Genomic DNA, 24,197 nt, shown 5'->3' on the forward strand with positions numbered 1-24,197 from the left:
AATGACACCCTCTCATATTACTGAAAAAGCCGATGAATAACGGTGCTCATCGGCTTTTTGCATTAGGGGAATTCCGGGCTATTTTTTGAATACCTGACCATTGTGGCTGTTATACCAATCCTTGTTCTCTTTTCCGCCGCTGGTTACCCAACCGACAAAATTTGTGTATACATCTTTGATATTTTTATACTCTAAGGGCCATGCAAAATCTGTCGGGATAACTACGCCCCATGCTAAGTTTTCAGAGCTCAGGTAATAACGCTTTTCATCCGCAGACGACTTGTCATTTCCTTGTCCGAACAGCTTGGTGTTGGCCAGATCGGTAGGTGCATAACCGGCTACGTGCACTTCAAGACGTTTATTCTTCTGGTCAGCAGCTCTGGTGATGACGAATACATCCAGATTGTTGATGTTGAACGCTGACGCGGGTACATTGCTAGATTCTTCAAACTCGAAACGTATGGAATAATCGGGAACATCAGCGCTATTGGTCGATGCATCCTGAGTTGTATTAATGAATGGTCGTTCGTCGCTGAAGCTGAATTCACCGTGTGCATTTTCAAACAGTATGAGGGTCGGGAGGCTTTGCCCAGCTTCAAATGAAGCGTTTACGCCTTTAACGGTGAATTTCTTGGGGGTGATATTTTCCGGCAGACCGAAGAAGCGGATACCTACTCCGAGAACTTTACTTGCTCCGACAGCTTCGAGGGCAATATTGAGTTTGGCGCTCTTCAAGTTGCCGCTTGCATTGGCTTGGACGGAACGATTGCTTATTGTCAGGACGATATCGTTGAGGTCGAAATCGCCATATTTGGGCCAGTTGTCTTCGAATACATAAGTGTAAGTCGTCGCATCGTCAATGACAGGAATTTCAGGGGTGTACGGGTCTTCGCCTTCATTACCTTCGTTGATAATGCCGCTACAGGATTCGATGGATTGTTTGGATTCGTCATAACCGGTCATAGCGCATTCAGTCTTCAGTTGCCATGTAGGATAATCCTTTGCATATTTCCCCTCAAATACCAAGTTGCCACTGATGCTGGTTAGTCCACCGCCATTTAATGTAAGCAGACGGGCTTTGATCATAGATGTCTCGCCTTGTTCGCCTACGATGTTGTTAGGTGAGTTGCCTAAAATGAAGTTATCGACTTTGATGATTGAGCTATTTCTCATCTTGACATTAACTTTTTGATTGCAAGTGATGGTCGGAACGGGAAGCCATTCGTTTGTTGTATTGTTCCAATCGCTTGTAATGGAACCATTGTCTAAAATCAAATTAACGAAAGTAAATTCATTGCTGATGATAAATGCACAGCTATTATAGATTTCGCCCACTGCTGGATTATAGAAATTGGTAAGCTGGATAAGGCCGTCATTATAAACAGAAGCGCCATTGTCCCATCTTGATCCTACTAAAGTGGCTTGATCGTGATTGACAAAAACTGTATTCTGAATGTTATTATTAGTCGTGAGTGTTCCGCTGAATTTTACATCGCCATAATTGAATATCTTACCGTTGTTGCAACTGATGTCTTTGCAATTCTCTATATAGGATTTATTTAATACAGTAGCATTCATAAGCTCAAGCTTGCCTGCGCTTAATACACCGTAGTTGAAAATTTGAGAACTGTTGAAAAGTGCTGTTTGGGTAACTTTGATACTGCCGTTTCCACCAATATATATTTCAGGCGTACCGCCTATGTTTACATTGACATTTTCTGCTGAAATGGAGCCATAGACTTTGGTTGGAGCGCCTAAATGTAAGGTGTTTCCGACTTCGATACTTCCTCCGCTTTGGATGGTAAGAGTATTACTGATACCTATTGTGAGGTCATTTGAAGCGATGATTTTACCGCCATTCATCACGTAGATGTCGAGTCGGGAATTTAATTCCTCCCCTGACAAGTCCCATACGCCTTGAACGAATACGGTTACTCTGCCGCTACTTTCATAAACCCGTAAATTGTCTTTAAAAGAGGCCTCGGATGTATATTCTGCACCAATAATAAAGTTGGCTCCGGCATTCAACGCTCCTGAATTATTGGGGACGTACTTATCTGAAACAGCAGGTACTTCCGGTATTATTTTTGTTTCATCATAAAGAGGTTTAAGGTCTTCGCTGTCCTTATGTTTCGGTTCTGTAAATCCTGCTTGTTTTGCGGCTTCGAATGCTGAACCTGTATTTCCTGTGACTCTTGTGCCGACTCCGGTATAGTATAGCTTACAATCCATTGAACCGCCATTTTCGGGAACAGCGCATGCGTAAATTTCATTTCGTTGTTTCGGGTCTGTTTGACGAATATACAGATATCCAGTTGCTGCAGGTATGTTGATTTCTGTAACGTAATTAGCATTCTTGTTTGCTACACCAGCCGCAATCGGAGTCGCATTTTTATCACTCAATGGGTTGGTGGTGAATACTTCGATCAGATACTGGTACTGACCATTGAATTCGTCCTTTACCTCAACATTAAGTTTTACGGAATTGATCATGGACCAATTAAAGCCATCAGGAGCGGCAAAACCTTCACCAAAAGGATTTTCAGCCGGCGGCGTCTGCGGTTCTTTACTTGGGTCGTAAACATCGTCCGCACAACTGGCTAAAAACATGGCGCTTACCATGGTAGCCATTACTGATAATCTGCTAATTGATTTCATCATTAATAAATATAATATGTGTTGAATTTGTCATTCTTTTCTTTATGGACTATTAAAAATGCGCATTTCTTGCATATTTTCGCCACAAAGATAATGATAAATTTGATATGATAGCAGAAAAAGTTGTTTTTTTGTTGCAAATAGGATGCTTTAATTGTTAAAAATGAGAGTAATAGGCTTTTAGTGAAAACTTGCAGATTTTAGTCGGTATCTTATCGGAATGTGCATAATGAAATGGAATTATAGCCAATGGAAGACTTTTGTTGCTATAATCCGTAACTTTTAGACTAAATATTTTTTTATTTTTTATTTAGTGATTTCTCCCGCAAGATCAGAGTTCATCCGGTAGCGGATTTCGGCTTGATTGAGACCATGGCCAAGGAGGAACATAAGTTTGGTTACTGCACATTCGGGAGTACTGTCGTATCCGCTGATGACGCCTGCTTGCAGCAATTTCAGTCCGGTTTCGTAACGCCCCATTTCAACTACGCCACGTTGGCATTGAGTGATGTTAACAATAATGATGCCACGTTCTGTAGCGTCCTTCAGTTGGCGGATGAACCATTCCTTCTGAGGAGCATTGCCGGAACCGAATGTTTTGAGTACAACCGCTTTCAGACCCGGGACATGGAGAACAGAATTGATGATGCTTTCCTGGATACCGGGAAAAAGAGTGAGCATAACCACATTGGTATCGAACAGGTAATGAGGCTTCATGGGACGCGTCGGATCAGGACGGCGGATGATGTGGGCGTCATATTTGATGTGGATGCCTGCATGGGCCAGTGAGGGATAGTTGAATGAACGGAATGCGTTGAAGTTTTCGGCATTGATCTTTGTGGTACGATTACCGCGCATCAATTCATTTTCAAAAAAGATACACACTTCGGGAACGATGGGAGTGCCATCGGGATTCTTGGCCGCAGCTATTTCTATAGAGGTGATAAGATTTTCTTTTCCATCTGTACGCAGAGTGCCGATAGGGAGCTGAGAGCCGGTGAGAATGACGGGCTTAGCCAAATTCTCAAGCATGAAACTGAGAGCAGAGGCTGTATAAGACATGGTGTCGGTTCCATGAAGAATGACAAAGCCGTCGAAGTAATCATAATTGTAGTTGATAATCTTTACGATTTTTGCCCAAAGCGAAGGCTCCATGTCAGAAGAGTCAATAGGAGGATCAAACTGATAGGAAGAGATGCGATAATTGAAACGTTTCAGTTCGGGAACATGTTTGAGAAGATGATCGAAGTTGAAATTTTCAAGCGCACCTGTCTCTGGGTTCTCTATCATTCCGATGGTTCCACCGGTATAAATTAGCAACACGGATGGGTAGTCAGTCTTCATAAACATAACCGGGTTTGATTATTTTGGGTGCAAAGATAGGAAAAAAATAGTGATTAGGGATAAGTGGATAGTGATAAGTGACATTTTGCCATTATAATGTCATTTACTTATCACTAATCACTCTTCCCTAATTACTTCTTCAGCCCTTCTTTCAACTGTGTGATCGCCTTTTCCGCATCTCCTTCAGCTTCATTCAGCAGGGTGACGAAACGGCTGCCGATGATAGCGCCGGAAGAGTTGGCGCAAGCAGCGTCAAATGTCTGTTTGTTACTGATGCCAAAGCCAACCATACGGGGATTGCGGAGGTGCATATCCTGTATCTTTTTGAAATAAGCTTGCTTCTGGCTATCGAAATCTTTCTGGGCACCGGTAGTAGCAGCGCTGGATACCATATAGATGAAGCCGTCGGTATGCTCATCGATTTCGCGGACACGGGCTTCGCTGGTTTCGGGGGTGATGAGCATGATGACACGGATGTCGTAACGGTCGGCAATAGGTTTATACGTTTCTTCGTAATCTTTGAAGGGAAGATCGGGAATAATAACGCCGTCGATACCACATTCTACGCATTTCTGACAGAAAGCTTCGAACCCGAATTTCATGATAGGGTTGAGATAGCCCATCAGGATGAGAGGAATACGGACATCGCTACGGATATCGCGAAGCTGTTCAAACAAAATACGCAGCGACATACCATTGCGAAGAGCACGGGTGGCAGCTTCCTGTATAACGATGCCGTCAGCCATCGGGTCACTGAAAGGAATACCGATTTCAATCGAATGGACTCCATTGCGTTCGAGGGTACGGATGACGTCGGCAGTACCTTCCAGGGTTGGGCAACCGGCACAAAAGTAGATGGACAGCAAATTTTTAGGGCTGTCCTGAAAAAGTTGATTTATACGATTCATCTTATTATTTACGATTTTATTATTTACGATTTACGATTGAAATTACTTTTCACTTGACGATTGCTCTTCACAATGGCGTGCTTCAGTCGTCAAATGGTACATTTTCCCATTTCTTTGAGAAAACGCTCTATCCGTTCCACATCCTTGATGCCCGGAGATGTCTCGAATCGGCTGTTGATATCAATACCGGCAAGGCGGGGATGGTGGAATTCTTTCAGAGCTTTGACACTGTAAGAATTGATACCGCCGCTAAGCAGGAAAGGGGTACTGCCGATGTAACGTTGCAGAATGCTCCAGTCGAACTGCTGTCCGGAACCACCATAGTGGACGGTACGCGTATCGAACAGATAGTAGTCGCAGAAACCTTCATAATCAGATACGGCAAGAAGATCCTTGGGCAAAGCGATGGAAAACGCTTTGATGATCCGGATACCCTGTGAATGAAGGGTGCGGCAATATTCGGGTGATTCGTCACCGTGCAGCTGGACATAGTTCAGGCCGAAACGGTCGACATACATAAGGATGTTTTCTTTGGTTTCGTTGACAAAAACACCGACACGTTTGGCAAGTGTAGGCAGGTACCTGGGTATCTGGTACAGGTATCTGGGGGATTTGGGGTAGAAGATGAAACCGATCATATCTACACCTAATACTTCTACATCGCGGATATTGTCTGCATCGGTCATTCCGCATACTTTGATCATTGTATTCATGATAATATGTACGATTGGACGATTTACAATTTACTATTGAAAACATTTTGCTTAAAAATCACGAATATATGAAATTATGTGTGAATTTCCAAATTCATATACCGTGAATGAGTTCTTCCAATGTGCTCCCGGGATCGTCTGTACGCATGAATGTCTCTCCCATAAGGAAACCACGGAAGCCTGCCGAGCGTAGCTCACGGATGGTTTCAGGGTGCGAAATACCACTTTCGGAAACGAGCAGCGGAGGCGTCTGAAAATCAATTTCAGCAACAGCATTTTTTAACTCTTCTGCAATGCGGAAAGAGTTTTCTATATCGGTGACGAAGCTGCCCAGATTACGGTTGTTGACGCCGACCATATCCGTCTCCTTATATATATAGGAGAGTTCGGAGGTACTGTGTACTTCGAGCAGGACTTCAAGTCCAAGTTCGTGCGCCTGCATGGTAAGCGTGTGGCACTCATCAGGCGTGAGGCAGGCGGCAATGAGCAGCACTGCATCGGCACCCACAATACGGGCTTGCAGAAGCTGATACTTGTCGATGATGAAGTCCTTACGCAGGATCGGGATGTTGACCAGAGGGCGCGCTGTACGGATGTCACGCAGATTCCCGCCGAAAAACTTTTCATCCGTGAGGATGGAGAGGGCGGAAGCTCCGGCAGTTTCATAAGCTGGTGGAATGAGGTTGGCCTGTGCGTTTTCCTTGATCCAGCCCTTAGAAGGAGAACGGCGTTTGAACTCGGCAATGATGCCGGATGAAGAGCTTGCGAGTGCACGTTTCATGCTGCGGACGGGCGTTGTGCCGGAAGCTCCGGTTCCGACAGCTTCCTGCATCATGACAGCAGCTTGCTCTTGCAATTGACTGAGGGAGACTGCTTGTTTTTGCTGCTCTATCTCAATCCGCTTGTGGGCGATGATTTCGGATAAAATATCTTTCATATTTTTTTAGTTCATTGATTGATTTCTATAAACTTCTTCAACGTCTCCAGCGCCCGTCCACTCTCCAGCGATTGGCGAGCGATGGCAATACATTCTTCGATTTCCATTTCAGGTTCCATCACCTGGATGGCGAAGGCGGCATTGACAATGACACATTGTGTTTGGGCACGTGTGGCACGGTTATTAAGGATATTATCAAAGATGCGGGCGGCATCCTCTTTACAGGCTCCGCCGAAGAGCTCTTCGGGCTGCGCGGCACTGAAACCCAGCGCTTGCGGACGGTAAATCCGTTCGTAATTGCGCGTCATGACTTTGAATTCGTCCGTGAGGGAGATTTCATCGTAGCTGTCGAGACTGTTGACTACCGCAAAATCGATACCGAGTTTGTAAAAAACATTTGTGTAGAGTCGCATCTGTGCAAGATCGGCTACACCGAGCAATTGGTAAGTAGGCTTGCAGGGGTTGACAAGCGGGCCAAGAAGATTGAACAGTGTACGTACGCCCAATGCCTTGCGCACAGGGCCGACGAACTTCATTGCCGGATTGAAAAGTTGGGCGTGCAAGTAGGCGATGTTACACTCGTCCATGCTGCGTTTCAACTTGTCGGGATCATTGGTGAAGCGGATGCCGTGTTGCTCCATGACATTGCTTGCCCCACTGACGGAAGTGGCGCCATAATTGCCGTGTTTGGCAACTTTGTAACCGGCCCCGGCCACCACAAAACAGGCACATGTGGAAATGTTGAACGTGTTCTTTCCATCACCTCCCGTACCTACGATGTCGATAGGCCGGTAAGGCGCGAAGTCGATAGGGATGCGAGTCTCCATAAGGGCTTCGCGAAAGCCGATCAATTCATCTACTGTGATGCTACGCATTTGAAACACAGTGAGTAATGCGGAAATTTGAGCTTCGGGATAAGCTTCCCGGGTGATGTTCAGGAGAATCTGCTTGGTTTCTTCCGAAGTAAGCTCTTCGTGGTTGAAGAGACGGGTTAATATATCTTTCATTTTTTTATTTACGATTAGATGTTTTTTTTAGTTACGATTGGACGATTTACGATTGAAAGACTCTGCGTCCGGAATGTCACACCTTAGCGTTCGGAATGCCACATGTTGACGGTCATGAGGTGTGGCATTCCGAACTGTGAAGTGTGGCATTTGGCCTCATGAGATGTGGCATTTCAGACGCCTTTCAGCCAGTTGCCTACAATCTGTTTTCCATCGGGAGTCAGTACCGATTCCGGATGGAATTGGATGCCGTGGACATCGTATTTCCGATGTCTCAGTGCCATGATTTGACCTTCGGGGCTGATGGCAGTGATAACCAATTCTTCGGGAAATCCGTCTGTATCCACTACCCAGGAGTGATAACGACCGACTGGAATTTCAGTAGGAAGACCGTCGAAAATGTAATCTTTATTCTTTATTTTTACATTCGTTTGTATACCGTGAAAGACTTCGCTCAGATTAGTGAGCTTCCCTCCGAATACTTGTCCGATGGCCTGTTCGCCCAGGCAGACGCCAAGTATGGGTTTCCGTCCTGCGTAAGTGCGGATGACCTCTAATAGTAAGCCTGCCTCCTCGGGAATGCCGGGGCCGGGTGAAAGGATGATCTTATCATATTTCTCCAATTCCTCAAGTTCAAATTTATCATTGCGCAGCACATCTACTTCTGCGCCGAGTTCTTTTACCAGATGGGCAAGGTTGTAGGTGAAAGAGTCGTAGTTGTCTATGATTACTATCATTTTATTTACGATTTAACGATTTACAATTTACATTTTCTCCGCCATTACGATTGCCTTTTTCAGTGCTCCCAGTTTGTTGTTCACCTCTTGCAACTCGTATTCTTCATTACTCTTGGCTACGATGCCACCGCCTGCCTGAAACCAGAGTACACCGTTGCGGCTGACAAAAGTACGGATGGTAATGGCCTGGTTCAGTGAACCGTTCAGTCCGATGAAGCCGATGCAACCGCCGTAAGCGCCGCGATTGTGCGGTTCCAGTTCGCTGATGAGTTGCATGGCGCGTACCTTGGGTGCACCGCTCAGAGTGCCTGCCGGGAAAGTGTCGATGAATGCTTTGATAGGGCGGGCATCCTCGTTCAGCGTACCGCTGACGCGGCTTACCAGGTGGATAACATGACTGTAATACTGCATTTCCTTGTAGAAATCCACTTTTACATCGTGGCAGTTGCGGGAAAGATCGTTACGGGCGAGATCGACCAGCATGACATGCTCTGCATTCTCTTTGGGATCATCATGAAGGTATTGGGCGTTCAGCGCATCCTGTTCGGGATCTCCGGTGCGCTTGGTAGTACCGGCGATGGGGTCGATATAGGCGTGACGGCCTTCGATGCGGCAGTGCGTCTCAGGTGATGAACCGAAGATGCGGAAACCTCCGAAATCGAAATAGAACAGATAAGGAGAGGGGTTGATGCTGCGCAAGGCACGATAAAGTTTGAAGTCATCGCCTACGAAACGTTGTTCGAAACGTCGGGAGAGAACAATCTGGAAAACATCCCCACGCAGGCAGTGGGCGATTCCCTGACGGATATTTGCTTTATGCTGTTCATCGGTCAGTGGGGAAGTGGTTTCACCAACGGCACGGAAATCGTAGGCGGTGTAATTACGGTTATTGATGGCTTTCTGCACGGTATCCAGTTCACTTTCTTCACCGGGGGCAAGCATTTCAAGAAGAACCATTTCGTTCTTAAAGTCGTTGAAGACAATGAGGTATTGATACAAGATGTAGAGCATATCCGGTGCGTCGTTGGTGGCTTCGCGGCTATCTTTTACGGGAATATTTTCGAAATAGCGTACGGCATTGAAAGAGGTGTAGCCATAAAGACCGCAGTAATTGGCATATTCGCCTTCCACATGGAAGCGGCCGAGGAAATCCTCTAAAGCTTTTTCTACAGGATATTCCGGTGTGATGGGGCGTTCTTCGCGAGTGCCGTCGGGCAGGCGGAAGATGGCTGTTCCATGGTCGATGCTGACGCTTGCCAATGGACAGAGTCCGATGAATGAACGGTTGTTTTCACTACCGTGATAGTCGGAGCTTTCCATGAGCGCACTTTGGGGAAAGACGTCGCGGACTTTAAGATAGGCACTTACAGGAGTGTGCAAGTCTCCAAGAATAGTCCGACTAATAGTTTGATAATTATATGTATTCATAACCCTTTAATTTTTAATTCTTCATTCATAATTCTTCATTCTTCATTTTTAATTCTTCATTAAGATAAGTTTCTATATCCTTGTCTCCACGTCCCGAAACGGTCAGTACAACGACATCATTGGGTTTGAAGTTCAGCTTTTCGAGGGCACCGAGGGCGTGTGCGCTTTCCAGGGCGGGGATGATACCTTCAAGTTTCGTCAGTTCGTAGGCGGCGCGGATGGCTTCATCATCATTAACAGCAAGTACGATGGCGCGTTTTTGTGCAGCCAGATTGGCATGTATGGGGCCGATACCCGGGTAATCCAGTCCGGCGGAGATGGAATAAGGCTCTTCTATCTGGCCGTCTTCGTTCTGAATGACGTAAGTGCGTGCACCGTGGATGATTCCCGTCTGTCCGAGGGCGATGGTAGCGGCAGTCATACCCGTATCTATTCCTTTACCGCCGGCTTCGGCGAGGACGATCTGCACGCGGGTATCATCGATGTAATGGTAGATGGTTCCGGCGGCATTGCTGCCACCACCTACACAAGCGATAAGATAGTCAGGGCAGTCACGACCTTCTTTCTCAATGAGTTGCTTTTTGATTTCCTCGCTGATGACGGATTGCAGGCGAGCCACCATGTCGGGATAAGGATGAGGACCGACTGTGGAACCGATGATGTAGTAGGTATCGGCAGGATGACAACACCAGTCGCGGATCGCCTCGTTGGTAGCATCTTTCAGTGTCATATTTCCGGAAGTGACGGGGATGACGGTTGCACCCAGCATCTTCATTTTTTCTACATTGATATGCTGGCGTTCTACATCCGTTTTTCCCATGTAGACGATGCATTCCATGTTCATCAGGGCACATACGGTGGCAGTAGCTACGCCATGTTGTCCGGCACCGGTTTCGGCGATGATGCGATGCTTGCCCATGCGGCGTGCCAGAAGAATCTGCCCGATAGTGTTGTTGATCTTGTGGGCTCCTGTGTGGTTCAGGTCTTCACGCTTGAGGTAGAGTTTGCAGCCATACTTTTCGGAAAGCCGGCGGGCATAGTAGAGTGGGGAAGGACGTCCTACGTAGTCACGCAACAGTTGGTCGAACTCTTGCTTGAAATCTTCGCTTTGCAGTACTTTGAGATAGGTGTTCTGCAACTCTTCCACACACTTGTGGAGTATTTCGGGAACATATGCTCCACCGAATTCTCCGTAATAACCATCTTGATTTACTAAAAAACTCATCATTTTATTTACGATTTAACTATTAACTATTGGGATTTGTCCGGGTTTCAAAACCGGATAAAAGAAAAGAGCCCTGTCGCAGGTTGCGACAGGGCTCTTTCTTAATCAGTATTATGTTCACATATATACATACGAGCACTGCTCCCTTACGACTGTCGGAGTTGTAACGGGCGCCACCACCAATATGTATTTATGAGCATTGTTTTCATTGTCTTTTTGTTTTAGCTGGGGACAAATGTAAGCACTTTGTTTTAATTACCAAAGAATTTCTTGCTTTTTTTCTTTAAACGGCTCATTTTTGTTTCATCAGCTTGAAACTATAGGAATATGCGAGCTTTTACTCTTGTTTTTTGTATTTAGGGAAATCAGTAAACCTTTTGTATGGGAACTTGTTTTATAGTTGTGTTTTGAATAACTATTATTTATATAAAAAAGAAAGGATGAACTATGAAACGAAAACATTTAGTAGCCATTGGCGTATCTATTGCTATACTTTTGTTATTATATTGGCTCTTGGTGGCCGAAGATATGAACGCTTGGCTGACCGTTAATTGATTTTTCGTGACTTTCTTGTGGAGTTGTGCGGATAAAAATGTATCTTCGCAAAAAATCATAAGCTTATGAAAGGAATAAGTAACTCTTTTTTGCGTACGATATGTGCGCTGGTAATCGGGCTGATATTGGTGATGTTTCCCAATGAGGCAGGAGACTATTTGGTAATAACGATCGGTGTTGTGTTTCTGATACCATCGCTCTTAAGTATTATCGGGTATTTTGCTATGAATGCGGAGGAAAGGCACCGACTTCCTATTGAGGGGATTGGTAGCCTGCTGTTCGGCCTTTGGTTGGTGATTATGCCCGGTTTCTTTGCGGATTTGCTGACGTTTGTATTGGGATTCATCCTTGTACTGGGTGGTGTGCAACAGATTGCATCGTTTTCTGCAGCCCGTCGCTGGATGCCGGTTCGTGTGGGATTTTATATCATTCCGGTGCTCATTCTGATTGCAGGACTGATTGCCTTGTTCAATCCGACGGGGGTACGTTCCACGGCATTTATCATTATCGGGATCACCAGCATAGTATATGCAGTTTCCGAATTGACAAATTGGTTCACATTCACTCGCAAACGGCCGAAGATGCCGGTTGCACCCAAGGATAAGGACATCGAGGACGCGGAAATTGTGGAATAAGAGCCGGAAATCAAACTGATAGCTATTCAAGCGTTTTACAAGATATAAGCTCTGTATTCTTTATTATTGCTAACTATCATTTCGTGCAAATGACTCGTTCCGGAGTAATACACGTTGCCTTTTAACAATTCAGACCGTCTGTTTCAGTGGAACAGACGGTCTGTTTGTTATAAATATACTATCTATTGGACCGAAACTAACAATCTGTTTCCCGAAAAGAAACATTCTTTTCTTTGGTAAGGCTACACCCTTTGCACAAAAAGGTGTAACCATTTACTCTAAGGGGTTACTACATCTTCTCCAAAGGGTGTAGCCCCTTCGAAAAACAACGCAAATGCTTTCTATTTCAAGAGTAGAGGATGCCGAAATGAAAGAAGCATTTTTCAGACAACTTCCGTGGAAAATTGTCTCCAAATAGGGCAAATGTTTCTCTGCTCTTGCAATATTATCTAATTAGGATGATAATTATATCATTCTGTATTTCTCTAAATCCGATTCCTTGCGTTTCTTTCTACAGACAAGGTTCCGGGGCGTAAAAAGAGAAATGTGGAGAGGTTTAATTGTCAATTTGTCAAATAGACAATTCATTCTTTGTCCAGCCACTTCTTTATTAATTCTATCACTTCTTTCTTTTCTCCTTCGGGCAATGTATTGATACGTGCCAGATGGCTGCCATTCGGTTGGATAAATACATGAATATTCTTCTTGTTTTTCAGCCAGGTGACGCCTGCGGCTGTCCATGGGTCGTTCTGACCGTAAATGAAGATCATCTTCGGGTCCTGTTTCTTTAGAAACTTGGTTATTTTCTTACTTAAAGTTTTGTCGAAGGGCATATCTTTCAACTCTTCGGGAAGCATCAGACGGTGCAGATAGCCTTCACTGGACTGGATGGAGAGATACTGCTTGAACGGTTGGACGTCATAACCATAGTATCCCAATTCACGGGCAGCTTGTACAAAGAAAGAAGCATTGGGGCTGTCGGCGGTGAAATATCCCGGTTCACTGATGGCAAGTAGATGAGAGAATATTTCATCATCAGAGGCTGTTGTAGCGGGTATGGAGCTGATAGGAGTACCCCACTGCCACAAAGCGAAAGAATATTCCAATACCGAGTAATCGTAAATTTCTTCAATCGGTGCACGGAATGAATAATTCTTTTCGGTGCAATACTTTTCAAAACGGGGAAGTAAAGTTGCTTTCCGTTTCAAAGCTTCCAATTGGAAATCTTCAATTTTCTTGCGGTTTTCCGGTGTTGAAACTTTATGCAGGAAAGGCTCATGACGTCCATCTTCTACTCCATAACAAAGCGGAGCTACGTAAGGAACGGAAATATCTACATCATCCGGATAGAAAGTGCGGTAAAGAAGGGTAGTCTGCCCTCCTTTGCTGATGCCGGTGGCGATCCATTTGCCCGGATAGATGCTTTTGAATGCGGTGGTGATGGCATGTAAGTCGTCTGCAGAGTTCTCAGCTGTCAGGTATTGCCAATCTTTGGGTTCGGGGGTAGACTCAAGGAAGTAGCGGTATTCCACGAATATCATGTTGGCATTGAGAAGTTTTGAAAGCTCTTCACGATATTGGGGACGGAGAGCGTAAGCGGCGCCATAGCCTTCGGTAACGATTACTGTGGGGCGGTCGAAGCCGGCATGAGAAACGATAACGCGTTGGCGAAAGCTGCCTTTCTCCGGATGGCGGTGATCCAGCGGTTGAGTAAAATAGGTCACATATTTCTCTGAAAACTCAGAAGTTTCCAGTGGGCGGATTTCTTTAATGGCGGAAATCGCGCTGATTTTTTGCTCCAGAACGGTCTGTGCGAAAGAAGAGGTCGATGCTGACAGCAAAACAAAGAGTAGGAGTGCTGCATAGCGAATGTGCATGTTCTTCATAATGAATCGTTTTTAATTTATCATCTGGTTTTGTAAATATTGACAAAGGTACGAAAAAGTGATATGCCGGGAAATAAATTACGATGATATTTTAGTTTTCAAAAAAAGAGAGAGAACTACCTCCCGGCACCTCTCCCCCTGCAAACTTAAAACAACCAACAAAAGAAAGTTATTAAATGATGAATGAAGAATTCCTCATTCTTCATTTAACGAATGAACAAGAGTTCCCTGTATTTTGGCAGCGTCCACATCTGGTTGTCGACAATCAGTTCCAGCTTGTCGATATGATAACGGATCTCCTCCATTGCCGGTACGATGGTGTCGTGGTAGGCAATGGCTTTCTCGCGTTCACTTTCGATCTTGTTGGCCACTTTGCGGGCTTCGATCATGGCATCTACATGCTCTTTGATGAAGGCGGTGCGGTCGGCAATCTCTTCAATGAGTTCAAGGTTCTTGGCAGACAGTTTTGCAGCTTTGTCGCCAGGGAACAAGTTCTTCATCTTGTAAACGTTATCAATGAGATCCGTTTGATACTGCGTGGCTACCGGGATGATGTGGTTCATGGCCAAATCACCTAATACACGAGCCTCAATTTGGATTTTCTTAGTGTAAGTTTCCCATTTCACTTCATTGCGGGCTTCCAGTTCTTTCTGAGTCAGGACACCGGTATTTTCGAACATGCGGATACTTTCCGGCTTCAGATAGCTGTCGAAGATGAGAGGCACACTGGTTTCGCAATCCAGACCGCGTTTCTTGGCCTCTTCTTTCCATTCGTCACTGTAGCCGTTGCCATCGAAATGGATAGGTTTGCAGATCTTGATGTATTTGCGGATAACCTCAAGGATAGCCGAAATCTTCGGTTCGCCCTTTTCGATGAGTTCGTCCACATCTTTTTTGAATTCTACCAGTTGCTCGGCTACGGCGGCATTCAGGGCAATCATGGCGCAGGCACAGTTTGCTTCCGAACCTACGGCGCGGAACTCAAAACGGTTTCCGGTGAAGGCGAACGGACTGGTGCGGTTACGGTCGGTATTGTCAATCAACAATTCCGGAATCTGCGGAATATCCAGTTTCATACCTTGCTTGCCGCTAAGGCTTACGAGATCATCCTTGGTACTCTCTTCAATGTGTTCCAATACCTGTGACAACTGTTTGCCCAGGAAGCTGGAAATGATTGCGGGAGGTGCTTCGTTGGCACCCAGGCGGTGTGCGTTCGTGGCACTGGAAATAGCGGCTTTCAACAATCCATTGTGCTTGTAGACTGCCATCAGGGTATTCACTACGAAGGTGATGAAGCGCAGGTTTTCTTCGGGTAGTTTACCCGGTCCCATCAGTCCGATGCCTGTATCCGTACCCAATGACCAGTTGTTGTGCTTACCGCTACCGTTGACGCCCTTGAAAGGCTTTTCGTGCAGCAATACGCGGAAGCCGTGGTTACGGGCTACTTTACGCATCAGTGCCATGATGAGCATGTTATGGTCTACAGCCAGGTTACATTCTTCGAAGATGGGAGCCAGCTCGAACTGGTTGGGAGCTACCTCATTGTGACGCGTTTTAACGGGGATACCGAGCTTCAATGCCTCGATTTCCAATTCCTTCATAAAGGCTGCCACGCGGGTAGGGATGGCACCGAAATAGTGGTCTTCCAACTGTTGGTTTTTGGCACTGTCGTGCCCCATCAGCGTGCGGCCTGTCATCAACAGGTCGGGACGTGCGGCATACAGACCTTCGTCGATCAGGAAATATTCCTGTTCCCAACCCAGATAGGCAACTACTTTCTTCACTTCCGGATTGAAGTAACGGCATACGTCTACGGCAGCTTTGTCTACGGCACGCAGGGCTTTCAGCAACGGTGCTTTGTAGTCCAGTGACTCACCGGTGTATGCGATGAAAATGGTCGGTATACAGAGCGTATCATCGACGATGAAAGCCGGAGAAGAGGGGTCCCATGCGCTGTAACCGCGTGCCTCGAACGTATTGCGGATACCACCGTTAGGGAAGCTGGATGCATCCGGTTCCTGCTGAACGAGAAGTTTGCCTGTGAATTCTTCCATCACACCGCCTTTACCATCGTGCTCGATGAAAGCGTCATGTTTCTCGGCTGTACCCTCTGTCAACGGGTGGAACCAGTGGGTATAGTGGGTAACACCCATTTCGAGTGCCCATTTCTTCATACCGGCTGCCACTTCATCAGCAATGCTGCGATCCAGCGGAGCACCATTGTCGATCACGTCAATCAGTTTGGCATATACCTTACTCGGCAGATACCTGAACATCTTTTCCTTGTTGAACACATACTTGGCATAATATTCCGACGGACGTTCCGCGGGGGCTGCCACTGCAACGGGTTTCTTTTTAAACGCCGTTTCTACTACTCTGAATCTTAATTTGGACATACCTTGTAATTGTTGGTTTATAAAAATATATTTGTTGGAGTAAAAAAACTCTTATTTAGTTGTTCCCGGGAAGGCGGCCAAACCCGCCCGGGATAATGATTTATGCGCCGTACGCTGATTCACCATGCTCGTAGATGTCGAGCCCTTCTTCTTCAACACGTTTTGAAACGCGGAGACCGTGTATCCTATCGAGTCCTTTGAAGATGAGAAATCCCATGCCGGCTGCCCATGCACCTACTACGAGGGCGCCAAATACTTGTGCTCCGAGGAATCCCCAGCTTGCACCATAAAAGAGTCCTTCACTGGTAGACAAGAAACCTGTGAGAATGGTACCTGTGAAACCGCAGACACCGTGTACGGAACTTGCACCAACGGGATCGTCAATCTTCAGCACTTTATCGATGAACTCTACCGAGAATATCATCAGGATACCACAGATTGTACCGATGATGACGGCACCCAGCGGAGAAACCATATCACAGCCTGCCGTGATACCTACCAAACCTGCCAGGATACCATTCAGAGTCAAGGATAAAGATGGTTTGCTGTATTTCAACCAACTGACCACCAGTGCGAAGAAACCTCCGGCACAAGCTGCAAGATTCGTGGTGAGGAAGACGTGCGAGATAGCCATCGCATCGTCCGTAGAGGCTGCTGCCAACTGTGAACCGGGATTAAATCCGAACCAGCCGAACCATAAAATGAATACACCTAACGCCGCTATGGTGAGGTTGTGTCCCGGAATAGCTCTGGACTTGCCATCTTTACCGTATTTGCCGATGCGTGGACCAAGGATGGCTGCACCTACCAGCGCAATCCAGCCACCGACAGAGTGAACAATGGTGGAACCTGCAAAGTCGTGAAACGTGGTGCCGAACAGATTCATCATGAACGAACCTTCTTCGCCGTTCATCAACCAGCCGCCGCCCCAGGTCCAGTGACCGGAAATCGGATAGATCAGTACGCTGATGAAGATGGTGTAAACCAAATACATGGAGAATTTGGTACGTTCGGCCATGGCTCCTGATACGATAGTAGCTGCTGTGGCACAGAATACAGTTTGGAATACCAGAAAGCCTTCTGTTGGCAATCCTCCTCCATCATAGAACGAGAGGTTGAAGAAGTGGGGCATTCCCACGAAACCACCTACGCCGAACATCAGTCCGAAACCGATGAACCAATAGAGTAGGGAACCGAACATGAAGTCTACGAAGTTCTTCATCAGGATGTTGGCAGTGTTCTTGACCCGGGTGAAACCGGCTTCTACCAGTGCAAAGCCCGGTTGCATGAAAAATACCAGCATAGCGGCGAGTAACATCCATACAGTGTTGAGTCCGTTTACTAATTCTCCTACAGTGTCAGGGGCTGATGATTCTACAGTAGTCTCTTCTAATGTAGCTATAACAGCGGTTGTTGTAGCTGATATACTATCCGTTGTTGCGGAAGTTTGTGCAAAAGTTTCTGTTGTTGTGCAGAGTGCCATAAGGACAGCAACAGCTATCCACAGCCTGGCAATGCTGCGTTTACTATATTTATCCATAAAATCTTTTTGCTTTTAGTTGTACTTGTATTCTTTGTTTTGTTAAGTAGCTCTTACAGCTCTCTGAAGGATGCTCTTAACAGTTGCGGTTTGGTGCTGCCTGGACTATCTTTCCTGTTCAGCATTATAGAGGGCGATGTCGCCACGTTCGGCGGTGCGGATGCGGATAGCGTCTTCTATGGGGATGATGAAGATACGCCCGTCGCCGATTTCTCCGGTTTGTGCGGACTTGATGATGGCCTGCACGGTCTTTTCGGCATTCTTGTCGCGTACTACGATAGAGACCAGGATACGCTCAATGGTACTGGTGTCGTACATTACACCGCGGTAGATACGTGCCTGACGGGATTTTCCTATTCCCCGGACGTCGTAGTAGGAGAACCATTCGATGTCCGCTTCGAGCAATGCGTCCTTTACATCCTCGAATTTTGTCTTGCGGATAATTGCTTCAATCTTTTTCATACCTTAATATATTTACGATTAGACAATTTACGATTTACGATTTGCCATTCGGCGCATCTGTAAATACCTGATACCCGTTTATCCTTCTTTAAAAACTAACTCCGAATACGAAGTATGCACCCTGCGTGTGTGGATTGAACGTCACTTGTGCAAAGGTGGGCAGCGAAAAAGAATTTGTGAATTTGATTTCTTTTTCTGCTTTCAGTGTGAGGTTGGTTACGTTAAATTTATTGGCATACGCACCTTCCCATGGGGTAAGACCGACTTCTGCCGACCAGTCCAGGCCGCCGAGTTTGAAGGGAGCGCTGATGCCTACATACGTGGAATAAGCTCTGTCACCGTTTTCCTTCGTATAATCATCTCCGGCAAAGTAAGTGTTCCAACTCAGTGCCAGCGGACCGAAATCATATCCCAGAGTGGCTTCGAAGATGTGTACCGTGCTGTGTGCGCCATACTTGAAATAATCTCCTGTATATCCGCCATCCTCTTTGTGGTAGGAGAACCAGTAATCTGTAACGGATACGCTGAAACCACCTGTATTGTAACCCAGTGTGAGGTCGATTTCCCTGGCATCTTCCTTGTCGATGCCTACCGAACCCCAAGCTGCCAGTGACAAGCCCTTGTAGCTGACTCCCATGCTGGGCTGGATACTTACACCACCGCAGTCTGTCCCACGCCAGATGTAGTTGCTTACAAAATCTGCACCGACTGAGGCTTCCACTTTATCCTGTGCCTTTGCCGTGAAAGGCATTGTTGCTGATAATAGCGCGATGGCTATCATTCTGAATTTTACACTTTTTATTTTCATACCTATTTTACCTTTTAAGTTTAGACAAATTGCGGATGATCAGTCCGGTGAAACTATAGTTTTATTTTAGTTGTTATCTTTTTCATACCAGCCATTTCCTGATTCTCTTCATCGCTTCCACACAATCCTCGTGATTTCCGAAGGCGGTCAGGCGGATGTAGCCTTCTCCGCTGGGGCCGAAACCTACGCCGGGCGTTCCTACTACATTGGCTTCGTATAACATCTGTTCGAAGAAACGCCAGGAACCGATGCCATTCGGTGCTTTCAGCCAGATGTAGGGAGCATTCACGCCGCCGTACACTTTCAGTCCGGCTGCTTCCAGACCCTCTTTCATGGTTCGGGCGTTGTTCATATAGTAGTCGATGTTTTCCTTTATCTGCTGCTTGCCTGCCGGGGTGTAGATGGCTTCGGCAGCCCGTTGGGTGATGTAGCTGGTACCATTGAATTTGGTGCATTGACGGCGGTTCCAGAGACGGTTCAGCGGAATGCGTTCACCGGTCAGGGTGGCGGCTGTCAGCTCTTTCGGAACTACGGTGTATCCGCAACGGACTCCGGTGAATCCTGCTGTCTTCGAGAAGCTGCGGAACTCTATGGCACATTTCTTGGCACCTTTTATTTCGTAAATGGAGTGGGGAACGTCTTCTTCCTGTATAAACGCCTCATAAGCGGCATCGAACAGAATCAGAGTGTCGTTGGCAAGCGCGTAGTCCACCCATTTTTTCAGTTGCGACTTGGTCAGCGTTGTTCCCGTCGGATTGTTCGGGTAGCAAAGGTAGACGATGTCAATCCGTTTGTCCGGTATCTCAGGAACAAAGTTGTTTTCGGCGGTGCAGGGCATGTAGGTCACGTTGCTCCATTTGCCGTCTTCTTCCAATACTCCGGCACGGCCACACATTACGTTGCTGTCTATATATACCGGGTAGATGGGGTCTGTCACTCCCACGCTGTTGTCGTGGCGGAGGATATCGCCTATGTTGCCTGTATCGCTTTTGGCTCCATCGTTTACGAATACTTCCGCAGGGCTAAAATGAATGCCTCTCGGAGCATAATCATGTTTGATGATCGCTTCAATCAAAAAGTCATATCCCTGTTCGGGACCGTATCCGTGGAAGGTACTGGCATTTGTCATCTCATCCACTGCCCTGTGCATCGCCTCGATGCAAGCCGGTGGCAGTGGCCGGGTAACGTCTCCGATACCCAGGCGGATGACCTCTTGTTTAGGGTGCGTTATCCTGAAAGTATTCACCTTTTTAGCTATGTCTGAAAATAAGTAACTTCCCGGTAGTTTCAAAAAATGTTCGTTTACTAATGCCATACTTTCTTGTTGTTTTAAGCGTATTGATAAATGAAGAATGAAGAATGATGATTGAAGAATTGGCTGCGCTATTGTGCCGCATGGTAATTCTTCATTCTTCATTCATCGTTCATAATTACTTCTCCGTCGAACACCCGGGCTGCTCCTCCGGTCATCCATACGTGATCCGTTTTTTCGTCCCATTCGATGGTAAGTGAGCCTCCATCCATGATGATATCTGTTTTTCTTCCGGATTTTCCGGTCAGTGCGGCAGCTACTGCGGTGGCGCAGGCTCCGGTTCCGCAAGCCTGGGTGATGCCCGAACCTCTCTCCCAAACTCTCATCCTGATTTTCCCATCCTCTAGCACCTGGGCAAATTCTACATTGATGCGGTCGGGAAACAACGGATGATTTTCCAGTTTCGGGCCGATGCTTTCGAGGTTGATATCTTTAATATCTTCTACAAAGATTACCAGGTGAGGATTTCCCATTGATACGGTGGTTCCGATGAATTTCTGTCCGTTGGCTTTAATGGGTTGTTCTTTCATGTCGGCGGGATGTCCCATATCCACGGTTACGGTGTTCACTTTTCCGTCTTCTACATGGAGCTTTAGTATTTTGATGCCCGACAGGGTGTCGAGGGTAACGGCTGTTTGGGAAGTCAGGCCGTATTCATATAAGTATTTACCGATGCACCGACTGGCGTTGCCGCACATTTTGGCTTCGGAACCATCTGCATTGAAGATGCGCATACTGAAATCTGCCTTGTCCGAACTGCCGATGAGTACCAGGCCGTCGCTTCCAATTCCTGTATGCGGGGCGCTCCATTCAACCGAAAGTTTTTCAGGGCTTTCGATGGGATATTTCAGGGTGTTTACATAAATGTAATCGTTGCCTGCTCCGTGCATCTTAGTAAATTTTACAGTTCTTGTCATTTTGTACTCTGTTTGATGAGTTGATCTTTCTTTTTGTTTTATCACGATGCAAAGGTACGACGTTTTGCTAAATTATTTGTAGAATACATATCTTATTTCTATTATTTTTATTTATTCTTTCAGTCGCTGCAAATATACGGTATTCAAGTTTCAAATTAAAAGTTTGCGGGTGCATATTTATAGAAATTGTTATTTGTGGAATTATTTCCGTATATTCATTCCATGTAGGTAGTGGCGTAAATACGTGTTTTAAGTGGAAAAATGGAGTTTATGAGGTAAAAATGAAGATTTGTATATGACAGAATGAAATTGTTTTCTTCTTTTTGCTGACTAAATGATCTTTTGCATAATGCCACACTATTGCAAGTCAAATGCCACACTTTAGCTTCCGCAATGCCATTCATTTGAGCCATCGAAGTGTGGCGTTTGAATTGTTGAGGTGTGGCATTGGGGGAGTTAAAGTGTGGCATTGGTATAGATTGGGATAGTAATGAATTTAACTACCGATCTGCATTACTTCTTTTTCAATATCTCCTGCAATAGTACTGGTTCGTTGGTGGTAATGAAATCCACTCCCTGGCTGATGAGTCGTTCCATATCTTTGGCATCATTTACTGTCCAGGCGTTAACCTTCATGCCAAGGTCGTGACATTCTTTGATCCATTCGGGATGTTTTTTGAAGACAGAGAAATGGTAATCAGGACCGGCACAACCCATGTCTTTCAGTTCCTGCGGATTGAGGTCACCTTCCAGATAATATACGGGAGTACCTTTAGGAGCCAGGCGAATGAATTCTTTGGTCGCATGGCGTGAGAAAGTGATGTATTCGGTACGTTCTTCCAGTCCCATCTCCTTAATCATTTTCACTATTTGCTTTACGGCGAGCGTTTCCCGTTCGGGAGTCTTGTGTCCTTTCAGTTCCAGGATAAGGCGGGTTTTCAACCCTTTGGCCTTATCGAGATATTGCTGAAGGGTAGGGAGGTTCTCACCGTTATCGAGGATGATAGAGGTACATTCTTTCTCGGTGGATGTTTCCATGCGGACACCTTTGAATACACCGTCATGATCTACGATAAGTTTATTGTCGGCAGTGAGCCAGACATCGAACTCGGAGCCGTAGCAATGGATGGAGTCAGCTTTCACTAGGGCGGCAATACTATTCTGGGCAGAGCCGTCGGTCTTCCAGAAACCACGGTGGGCAATGACTTGGGTGTTTTGGGCCTGCAGAATGCCGCATGCGGCAAGAGACATAGCGGAGGCAAATAAAAGTTTTTTCAGTTTCATAGTTCCTTATTTATAATTCTGCCGCAAGGTACAAAATATGTCTGAAAAGTGATGTTTCATTTATGTTATTAATGGAGTCAGGAGATAAAGGTGTTCCTTTACCTCCTATTTACTTGCGTATACGACGTCTGCGTCTGTGGTGACGTTTCTTCTGCTTGTAAATGCTGATCCGTTTCCAGACAATCCACACAAACAGTATCCCGAAGACTGCAAAGATGAGAAGCACGATACCCGTATTCAGATTATCGCCTTTGACGCGGCTCCACATTTCGAGAACAAGCTCTGTGCGGTCACCGAAATCACGGATCATGGCGCAACGCTCCACGACTTTACGGTCAGGGTATTGTATCGGATTGATCTGAACGCTGTCTGCACCGGGACCGAAGAAATAACTGAGGTCGGAGAACTGTTCAAGAGTAGTATCGATCTTTGCCTCCATAATCTCGGGCGTTGCTACGGCACTGACGTAGCCGATGGCATCCATATTGCGCAGAGCAATATCTGGCTGGCAAAGATAATTGATGAAGTAGCTGGCAGCTTTTACGTTGCGGGCATACTTGGGGATGGCCCAGCCATCGTACCAGATGTTGCTGCCTTCACGGGGAACTACATAGTCCAGGTCCACGCCTACGGCTTCCGCTTCATCAATGGCCCAGACGGCGTCGCCACTCCAGGTAAGGTTGAGCCATGCTTTGTTTTTCGTCATCATCTCTTTGCCGAAGTCGGCTTCCCATCCGGCAATGTTGGGTTTCAAGGCTTTCAGGTATTGCTCTGCAAGGGCAATAGATTCAGGGGAATTGTCGTTCATCAGTTGCTCCACGGTGATGGTGCTGTCGGCAAGTTGCCGGGCATGGGCATAGATGATGGCAGTGCCGTAGGCATCGCGGTAACTGTCTTTCATCAGAATCTTACCACGGTTGACGGCATCCCAAAGGCATCCCCAGGAGCTGACTTCTTCAAAGGTCTTGAACTTCTTGTTATAGAGTATTCCAGCGGTACCCCACATGTAGGGAACGACGTAATCATTGGTGTGGTGACCGGGCTGGCTGATCTTCTCCAACTCTTTCTGAATATACGGTGAGATGTTGGGGATATAGTCCGGAGTCTTCCCAAAATTGCGGTTGATAGGGAGAAGGAGATCTTTCTTCAACATTCGTTCGATGATGTATTCCGATGGGCATACAAGGTCGAAATCTTCCTGTCCGCGCTCAATTTTGGTGAGCATGATTTCGTTGATATCGAATACCTGGTAGATGATGCGGATATCTTCGCCTGTCTGCTCTTTGTACCAAGCAGGAAATTCAGCGAGGACTTCTTCGTCGATGTAATCTGCCCAGTTATAGACTTTCAGTACACGGCTGCGCTTCTCACCTGAGTCGGTACAGGAGGCGAGGAGAAGGATGCAGAGGAAGAGGGATATGTATTTCTTCATTGTTGATGGAGTT

General features: G+C 46.2%; 19 protein-coding genes. 1 reads left to right on the forward strand and 18 read right to left on the reverse strand.

Annotated elements, in window-relative coordinates; all coding sequences use genetic code 11:
* Positions 1-78: 78 nt before the first annotated feature.
* From VYM24_RS17095 to trpB, 9 genes are all read right to left on the reverse strand, one after another.
* Positions 79-2,661, reverse strand: coding sequence for an LruC domain-containing protein (locus VYM24_RS17095; protein ID WP_330940470.1), 2,583 nt, complete (start codon positions 2,659-2,661; stop codon positions 79-81).
* A gap of 303 nt (positions 2,662-2,964) precedes the next feature.
* A complete protein-coding gene (locus VYM24_RS17100) occupies positions 2,965-4,002 on the reverse strand; it encodes an asparaginase (protein WP_029328796.1) in 1,038 nt (345 codons plus the stop codon).
* A 131-nt stretch (positions 4,003-4,133) separates the two neighbouring features.
* Entirely contained in the window at positions 4,134-4,910 is a 777-nt protein-coding gene (gene trpA / locus VYM24_RS17105; protein ID WP_022210224.1) for a tryptophan synthase subunit alpha, read from the reverse strand.
* A gap of 89 nt (positions 4,911-4,999) precedes the next feature.
* Complete coding sequence (locus VYM24_RS17110; protein WP_227071058.1) at positions 5,000-5,623, reverse strand: phosphoribosylanthranilate isomerase; 624 nt, start codon at positions 5,621-5,623, stop codon at positions 5,000-5,002.
* Between the two features lie 94 nt (positions 5,624-5,717).
* Entirely contained in the window at positions 5,718-6,560 is an 843-nt protein-coding gene (gene trpC, locus VYM24_RS17115; RefSeq protein ID WP_330940471.1) for an indole-3-glycerol phosphate synthase TrpC, read from the reverse strand.
* An 11-nt stretch (positions 6,561-6,571) separates the two neighbouring features.
* Entirely contained in the window at positions 6,572-7,567 is a 996-nt protein-coding gene (gene trpD, locus VYM24_RS17120; protein WP_227071056.1) for an anthranilate phosphoribosyltransferase, read from the reverse strand.
* Between the two features lie 173 nt (positions 7,568-7,740).
* Positions 7,741-8,304 (reverse strand): anthranilate synthase component II, encoded by a 564-nt coding sequence (locus tag VYM24_RS17125; RefSeq protein ID WP_227071055.1) that lies wholly within the window; start codon positions 8,302-8,304, stop codon positions 7,741-7,743.
* A gap of 27 nt (positions 8,305-8,331) precedes the next feature.
* A complete protein-coding gene (locus VYM24_RS17130; RefSeq protein WP_330940472.1) occupies positions 8,332-9,732 on the reverse strand; it encodes an anthranilate synthase component I family protein in 1,401 nt (466 codons plus the stop codon).
* 25 nt (positions 9,733-9,757) lie between these two features.
* Positions 9,758-10,957, reverse strand: a complete 1,200-nt coding sequence (gene trpB / locus VYM24_RS17135; protein ID WP_330942265.1) for a tryptophan synthase subunit beta — start codon at positions 10,955-10,957, stop codon at positions 9,758-9,760.
* 620 nt (positions 10,958-11,577) lie between these two features.
* Between trpB and VYM24_RS17140 the strand changes: the two genes are divergently transcribed.
* Positions 11,578-12,147, forward strand: coding sequence for an HdeD family acid-resistance protein (locus tag VYM24_RS17140; protein ID WP_330940473.1), 570 nt, complete (start codon positions 11,578-11,580; stop codon positions 12,145-12,147).
* Positions 12,148-12,731: 584 nt separating this feature from the next.
* Here the strand turns inward: VYM24_RS17140 and VYM24_RS17145 are convergent.
* The 9 genes from VYM24_RS17145 to VYM24_RS17185 form a co-directional block, all read right to left on the reverse strand.
* Positions 12,732-14,033, reverse strand: coding sequence for a S28 family serine protease (locus VYM24_RS17145; protein ID WP_291551168.1), 1,302 nt, complete (start codon positions 14,031-14,033; stop codon positions 12,732-12,734).
* 206 nt (positions 14,034-14,239) lie between these two features.
* A complete protein-coding gene (locus VYM24_RS17150) occupies positions 14,240-16,429 on the reverse strand; it encodes a glutamine synthetase III family protein (RefSeq protein ID WP_007218643.1) in 2,190 nt (729 codons plus the stop codon).
* A 100-nt stretch (positions 16,430-16,529) separates the two neighbouring features.
* Positions 16,530-17,969, reverse strand: coding sequence for an ammonium transporter (locus tag VYM24_RS17155; RefSeq protein ID WP_330940474.1), 1,440 nt, complete (start codon positions 17,967-17,969; stop codon positions 16,530-16,532).
* A gap of 105 nt (positions 17,970-18,074) precedes the next feature.
* A complete protein-coding gene (locus tag VYM24_RS17160; RefSeq protein ID WP_007218641.1) occupies positions 18,075-18,431 on the reverse strand; it encodes a P-II family nitrogen regulator in 357 nt (118 codons plus the stop codon).
* 88 nt (positions 18,432-18,519) lie between these two features.
* Positions 18,520-19,239: a TorF family putative porin gene (locus VYM24_RS17165; protein ID WP_330940475.1), complete on the reverse strand. Its 720-nt coding sequence runs from the start codon at positions 19,237-19,239 to the stop codon at positions 18,520-18,522.
* Between the two features lie 82 nt (positions 19,240-19,321).
* Positions 19,322-20,554: an LL-diaminopimelate aminotransferase gene (locus VYM24_RS17170; RefSeq protein WP_227071049.1), complete on the reverse strand. Its 1,233-nt coding sequence runs from the start codon at positions 20,552-20,554 to the stop codon at positions 19,322-19,324.
* A gap of 98 nt (positions 20,555-20,652) precedes the next feature.
* Complete coding sequence (dapF, locus tag VYM24_RS17175) at positions 20,653-21,468, reverse strand: diaminopimelate epimerase (protein WP_330940476.1); 816 nt, start codon at positions 21,466-21,468, stop codon at positions 20,653-20,655.
* A 513-nt stretch (positions 21,469-21,981) separates the two neighbouring features.
* Complete coding sequence (locus tag VYM24_RS17180; protein ID WP_330940477.1) at positions 21,982-22,752, reverse strand: glycerophosphodiester phosphodiesterase family protein; 771 nt, start codon at positions 22,750-22,752, stop codon at positions 21,982-21,984.
* Between the two features lie 109 nt (positions 22,753-22,861).
* Complete coding sequence (locus tag VYM24_RS17185) at positions 22,862-24,184, reverse strand: ABC transporter substrate-binding protein (RefSeq protein ID WP_291551174.1); 1,323 nt, start codon at positions 24,182-24,184, stop codon at positions 22,862-22,864.
* Positions 24,185-24,197 lie beyond the last annotated feature (13 nt).

This window comes from Bacteroides sp. MSB163, from assembly GCF_036416795.1.
GTDB lineage: Bacteria > Bacteroidota > Bacteroidia > Bacteroidales > Bacteroidaceae > Bacteroides > Bacteroides maternus.

Excerpts from the sequence above, each read along its gene's own strand:
- VYM24_RS17095 (WP_330940470.1), bottom strand. The coding sequence starts at position 2,661 with ATGATGAAATCAATTAGCAGATTATCAGTAATGGCTACCATGGTAAGC.
- VYM24_RS17100 (WP_029328796.1), bottom strand. The coding sequence starts at position 4,002 with ATGAAGACTGACTACCCATCCGTGTTGCTAATTTATACCGGTGGAACC.
- trpA (WP_022210224.1), bottom strand. The coding sequence starts at position 4,910 with ATGAATCGTATAAATCAACTTTTTCAGGACAGCCCTAAAAATTTGCTG.
- VYM24_RS17110 (WP_227071058.1), bottom strand. The coding sequence starts at position 5,623 with ATGAATACAATGATCAAAGTATGCGGAATGACCGATGCAGACAATATC.
- trpC (WP_330940471.1), bottom strand. The coding sequence starts at position 6,560 with ATGAAAGATATTTTATCCGAAATCATCGCCCACAAGCGGATTGAGATA.
- trpD (WP_227071056.1), bottom strand. The coding sequence starts at position 7,567 with ATGAAAGATATATTAACCCGTCTCTTCAACCACGAAGAGCTTACTTCG.
- VYM24_RS17125 (WP_227071055.1), bottom strand. The coding sequence starts at position 8,304 with ATGATAGTAATCATAGACAACTACGACTCTTTCACCTACAACCTTGCC.
- VYM24_RS17130 (WP_330940472.1), bottom strand. The coding sequence starts at position 9,732 with ATGAATACATATAATTATCAAACTATTAGTCGGACTATTCTTGGAGAC.
- trpB (WP_330942265.1), bottom strand. The coding sequence starts at position 10,957 with ATGAGTTTTTTAGTAAATCAAGATGGTTATTACGGAGAATTCGGTGGA.
- VYM24_RS17140 (WP_330940473.1), top strand. The coding sequence starts at position 11,578 with ATGAAAGGAATAAGTAACTCTTTTTTGCGTACGATATGTGCGCTGGTA.
- VYM24_RS17145 (WP_291551168.1), bottom strand. The coding sequence starts at position 14,033 with ATGAAGAACATGCACATTCGCTATGCAGCACTCCTACTCTTTGTTTTG.
- VYM24_RS17150 (WP_007218643.1), bottom strand. The coding sequence starts at position 16,429 with ATGTCCAAATTAAGATTCAGAGTAGTAGAAACGGCGTTTAAAAAGAAA.
- VYM24_RS17155 (WP_330940474.1), bottom strand. The coding sequence starts at position 17,969 with ATGGATAAATATAGTAAACGCAGCATTGCCAGGCTGTGGATAGCTGTT.
- VYM24_RS17160 (WP_007218641.1), bottom strand. The coding sequence starts at position 18,431 with ATGAAAAAGATTGAAGCAATTATCCGCAAGACAAAATTCGAGGATGTA.
- VYM24_RS17165 (WP_330940475.1), bottom strand. The coding sequence starts at position 19,239 with ATGAAAATAAAAAGTGTAAAATTCAGAATGATAGCCATCGCGCTATTA.
- VYM24_RS17170 (WP_227071049.1), bottom strand. The coding sequence starts at position 20,554 with ATGGCATTAGTAAACGAACATTTTTTGAAACTACCGGGAAGTTACTTA.
- dapF (WP_330940476.1), bottom strand. The coding sequence starts at position 21,468 with ATGACAAGAACTGTAAAATTTACTAAGATGCACGGAGCAGGCAACGAT.
- VYM24_RS17180 (WP_330940477.1), bottom strand. The coding sequence starts at position 22,752 with ATGAAACTGAAAAAACTTTTATTTGCCTCCGCTATGTCTCTTGCCGCA.
- VYM24_RS17185 (WP_291551174.1), bottom strand. The coding sequence starts at position 24,184 with ATGAAGAAATACATATCCCTCTTCCTCTGCATCCTTCTCCTCGCCTCC.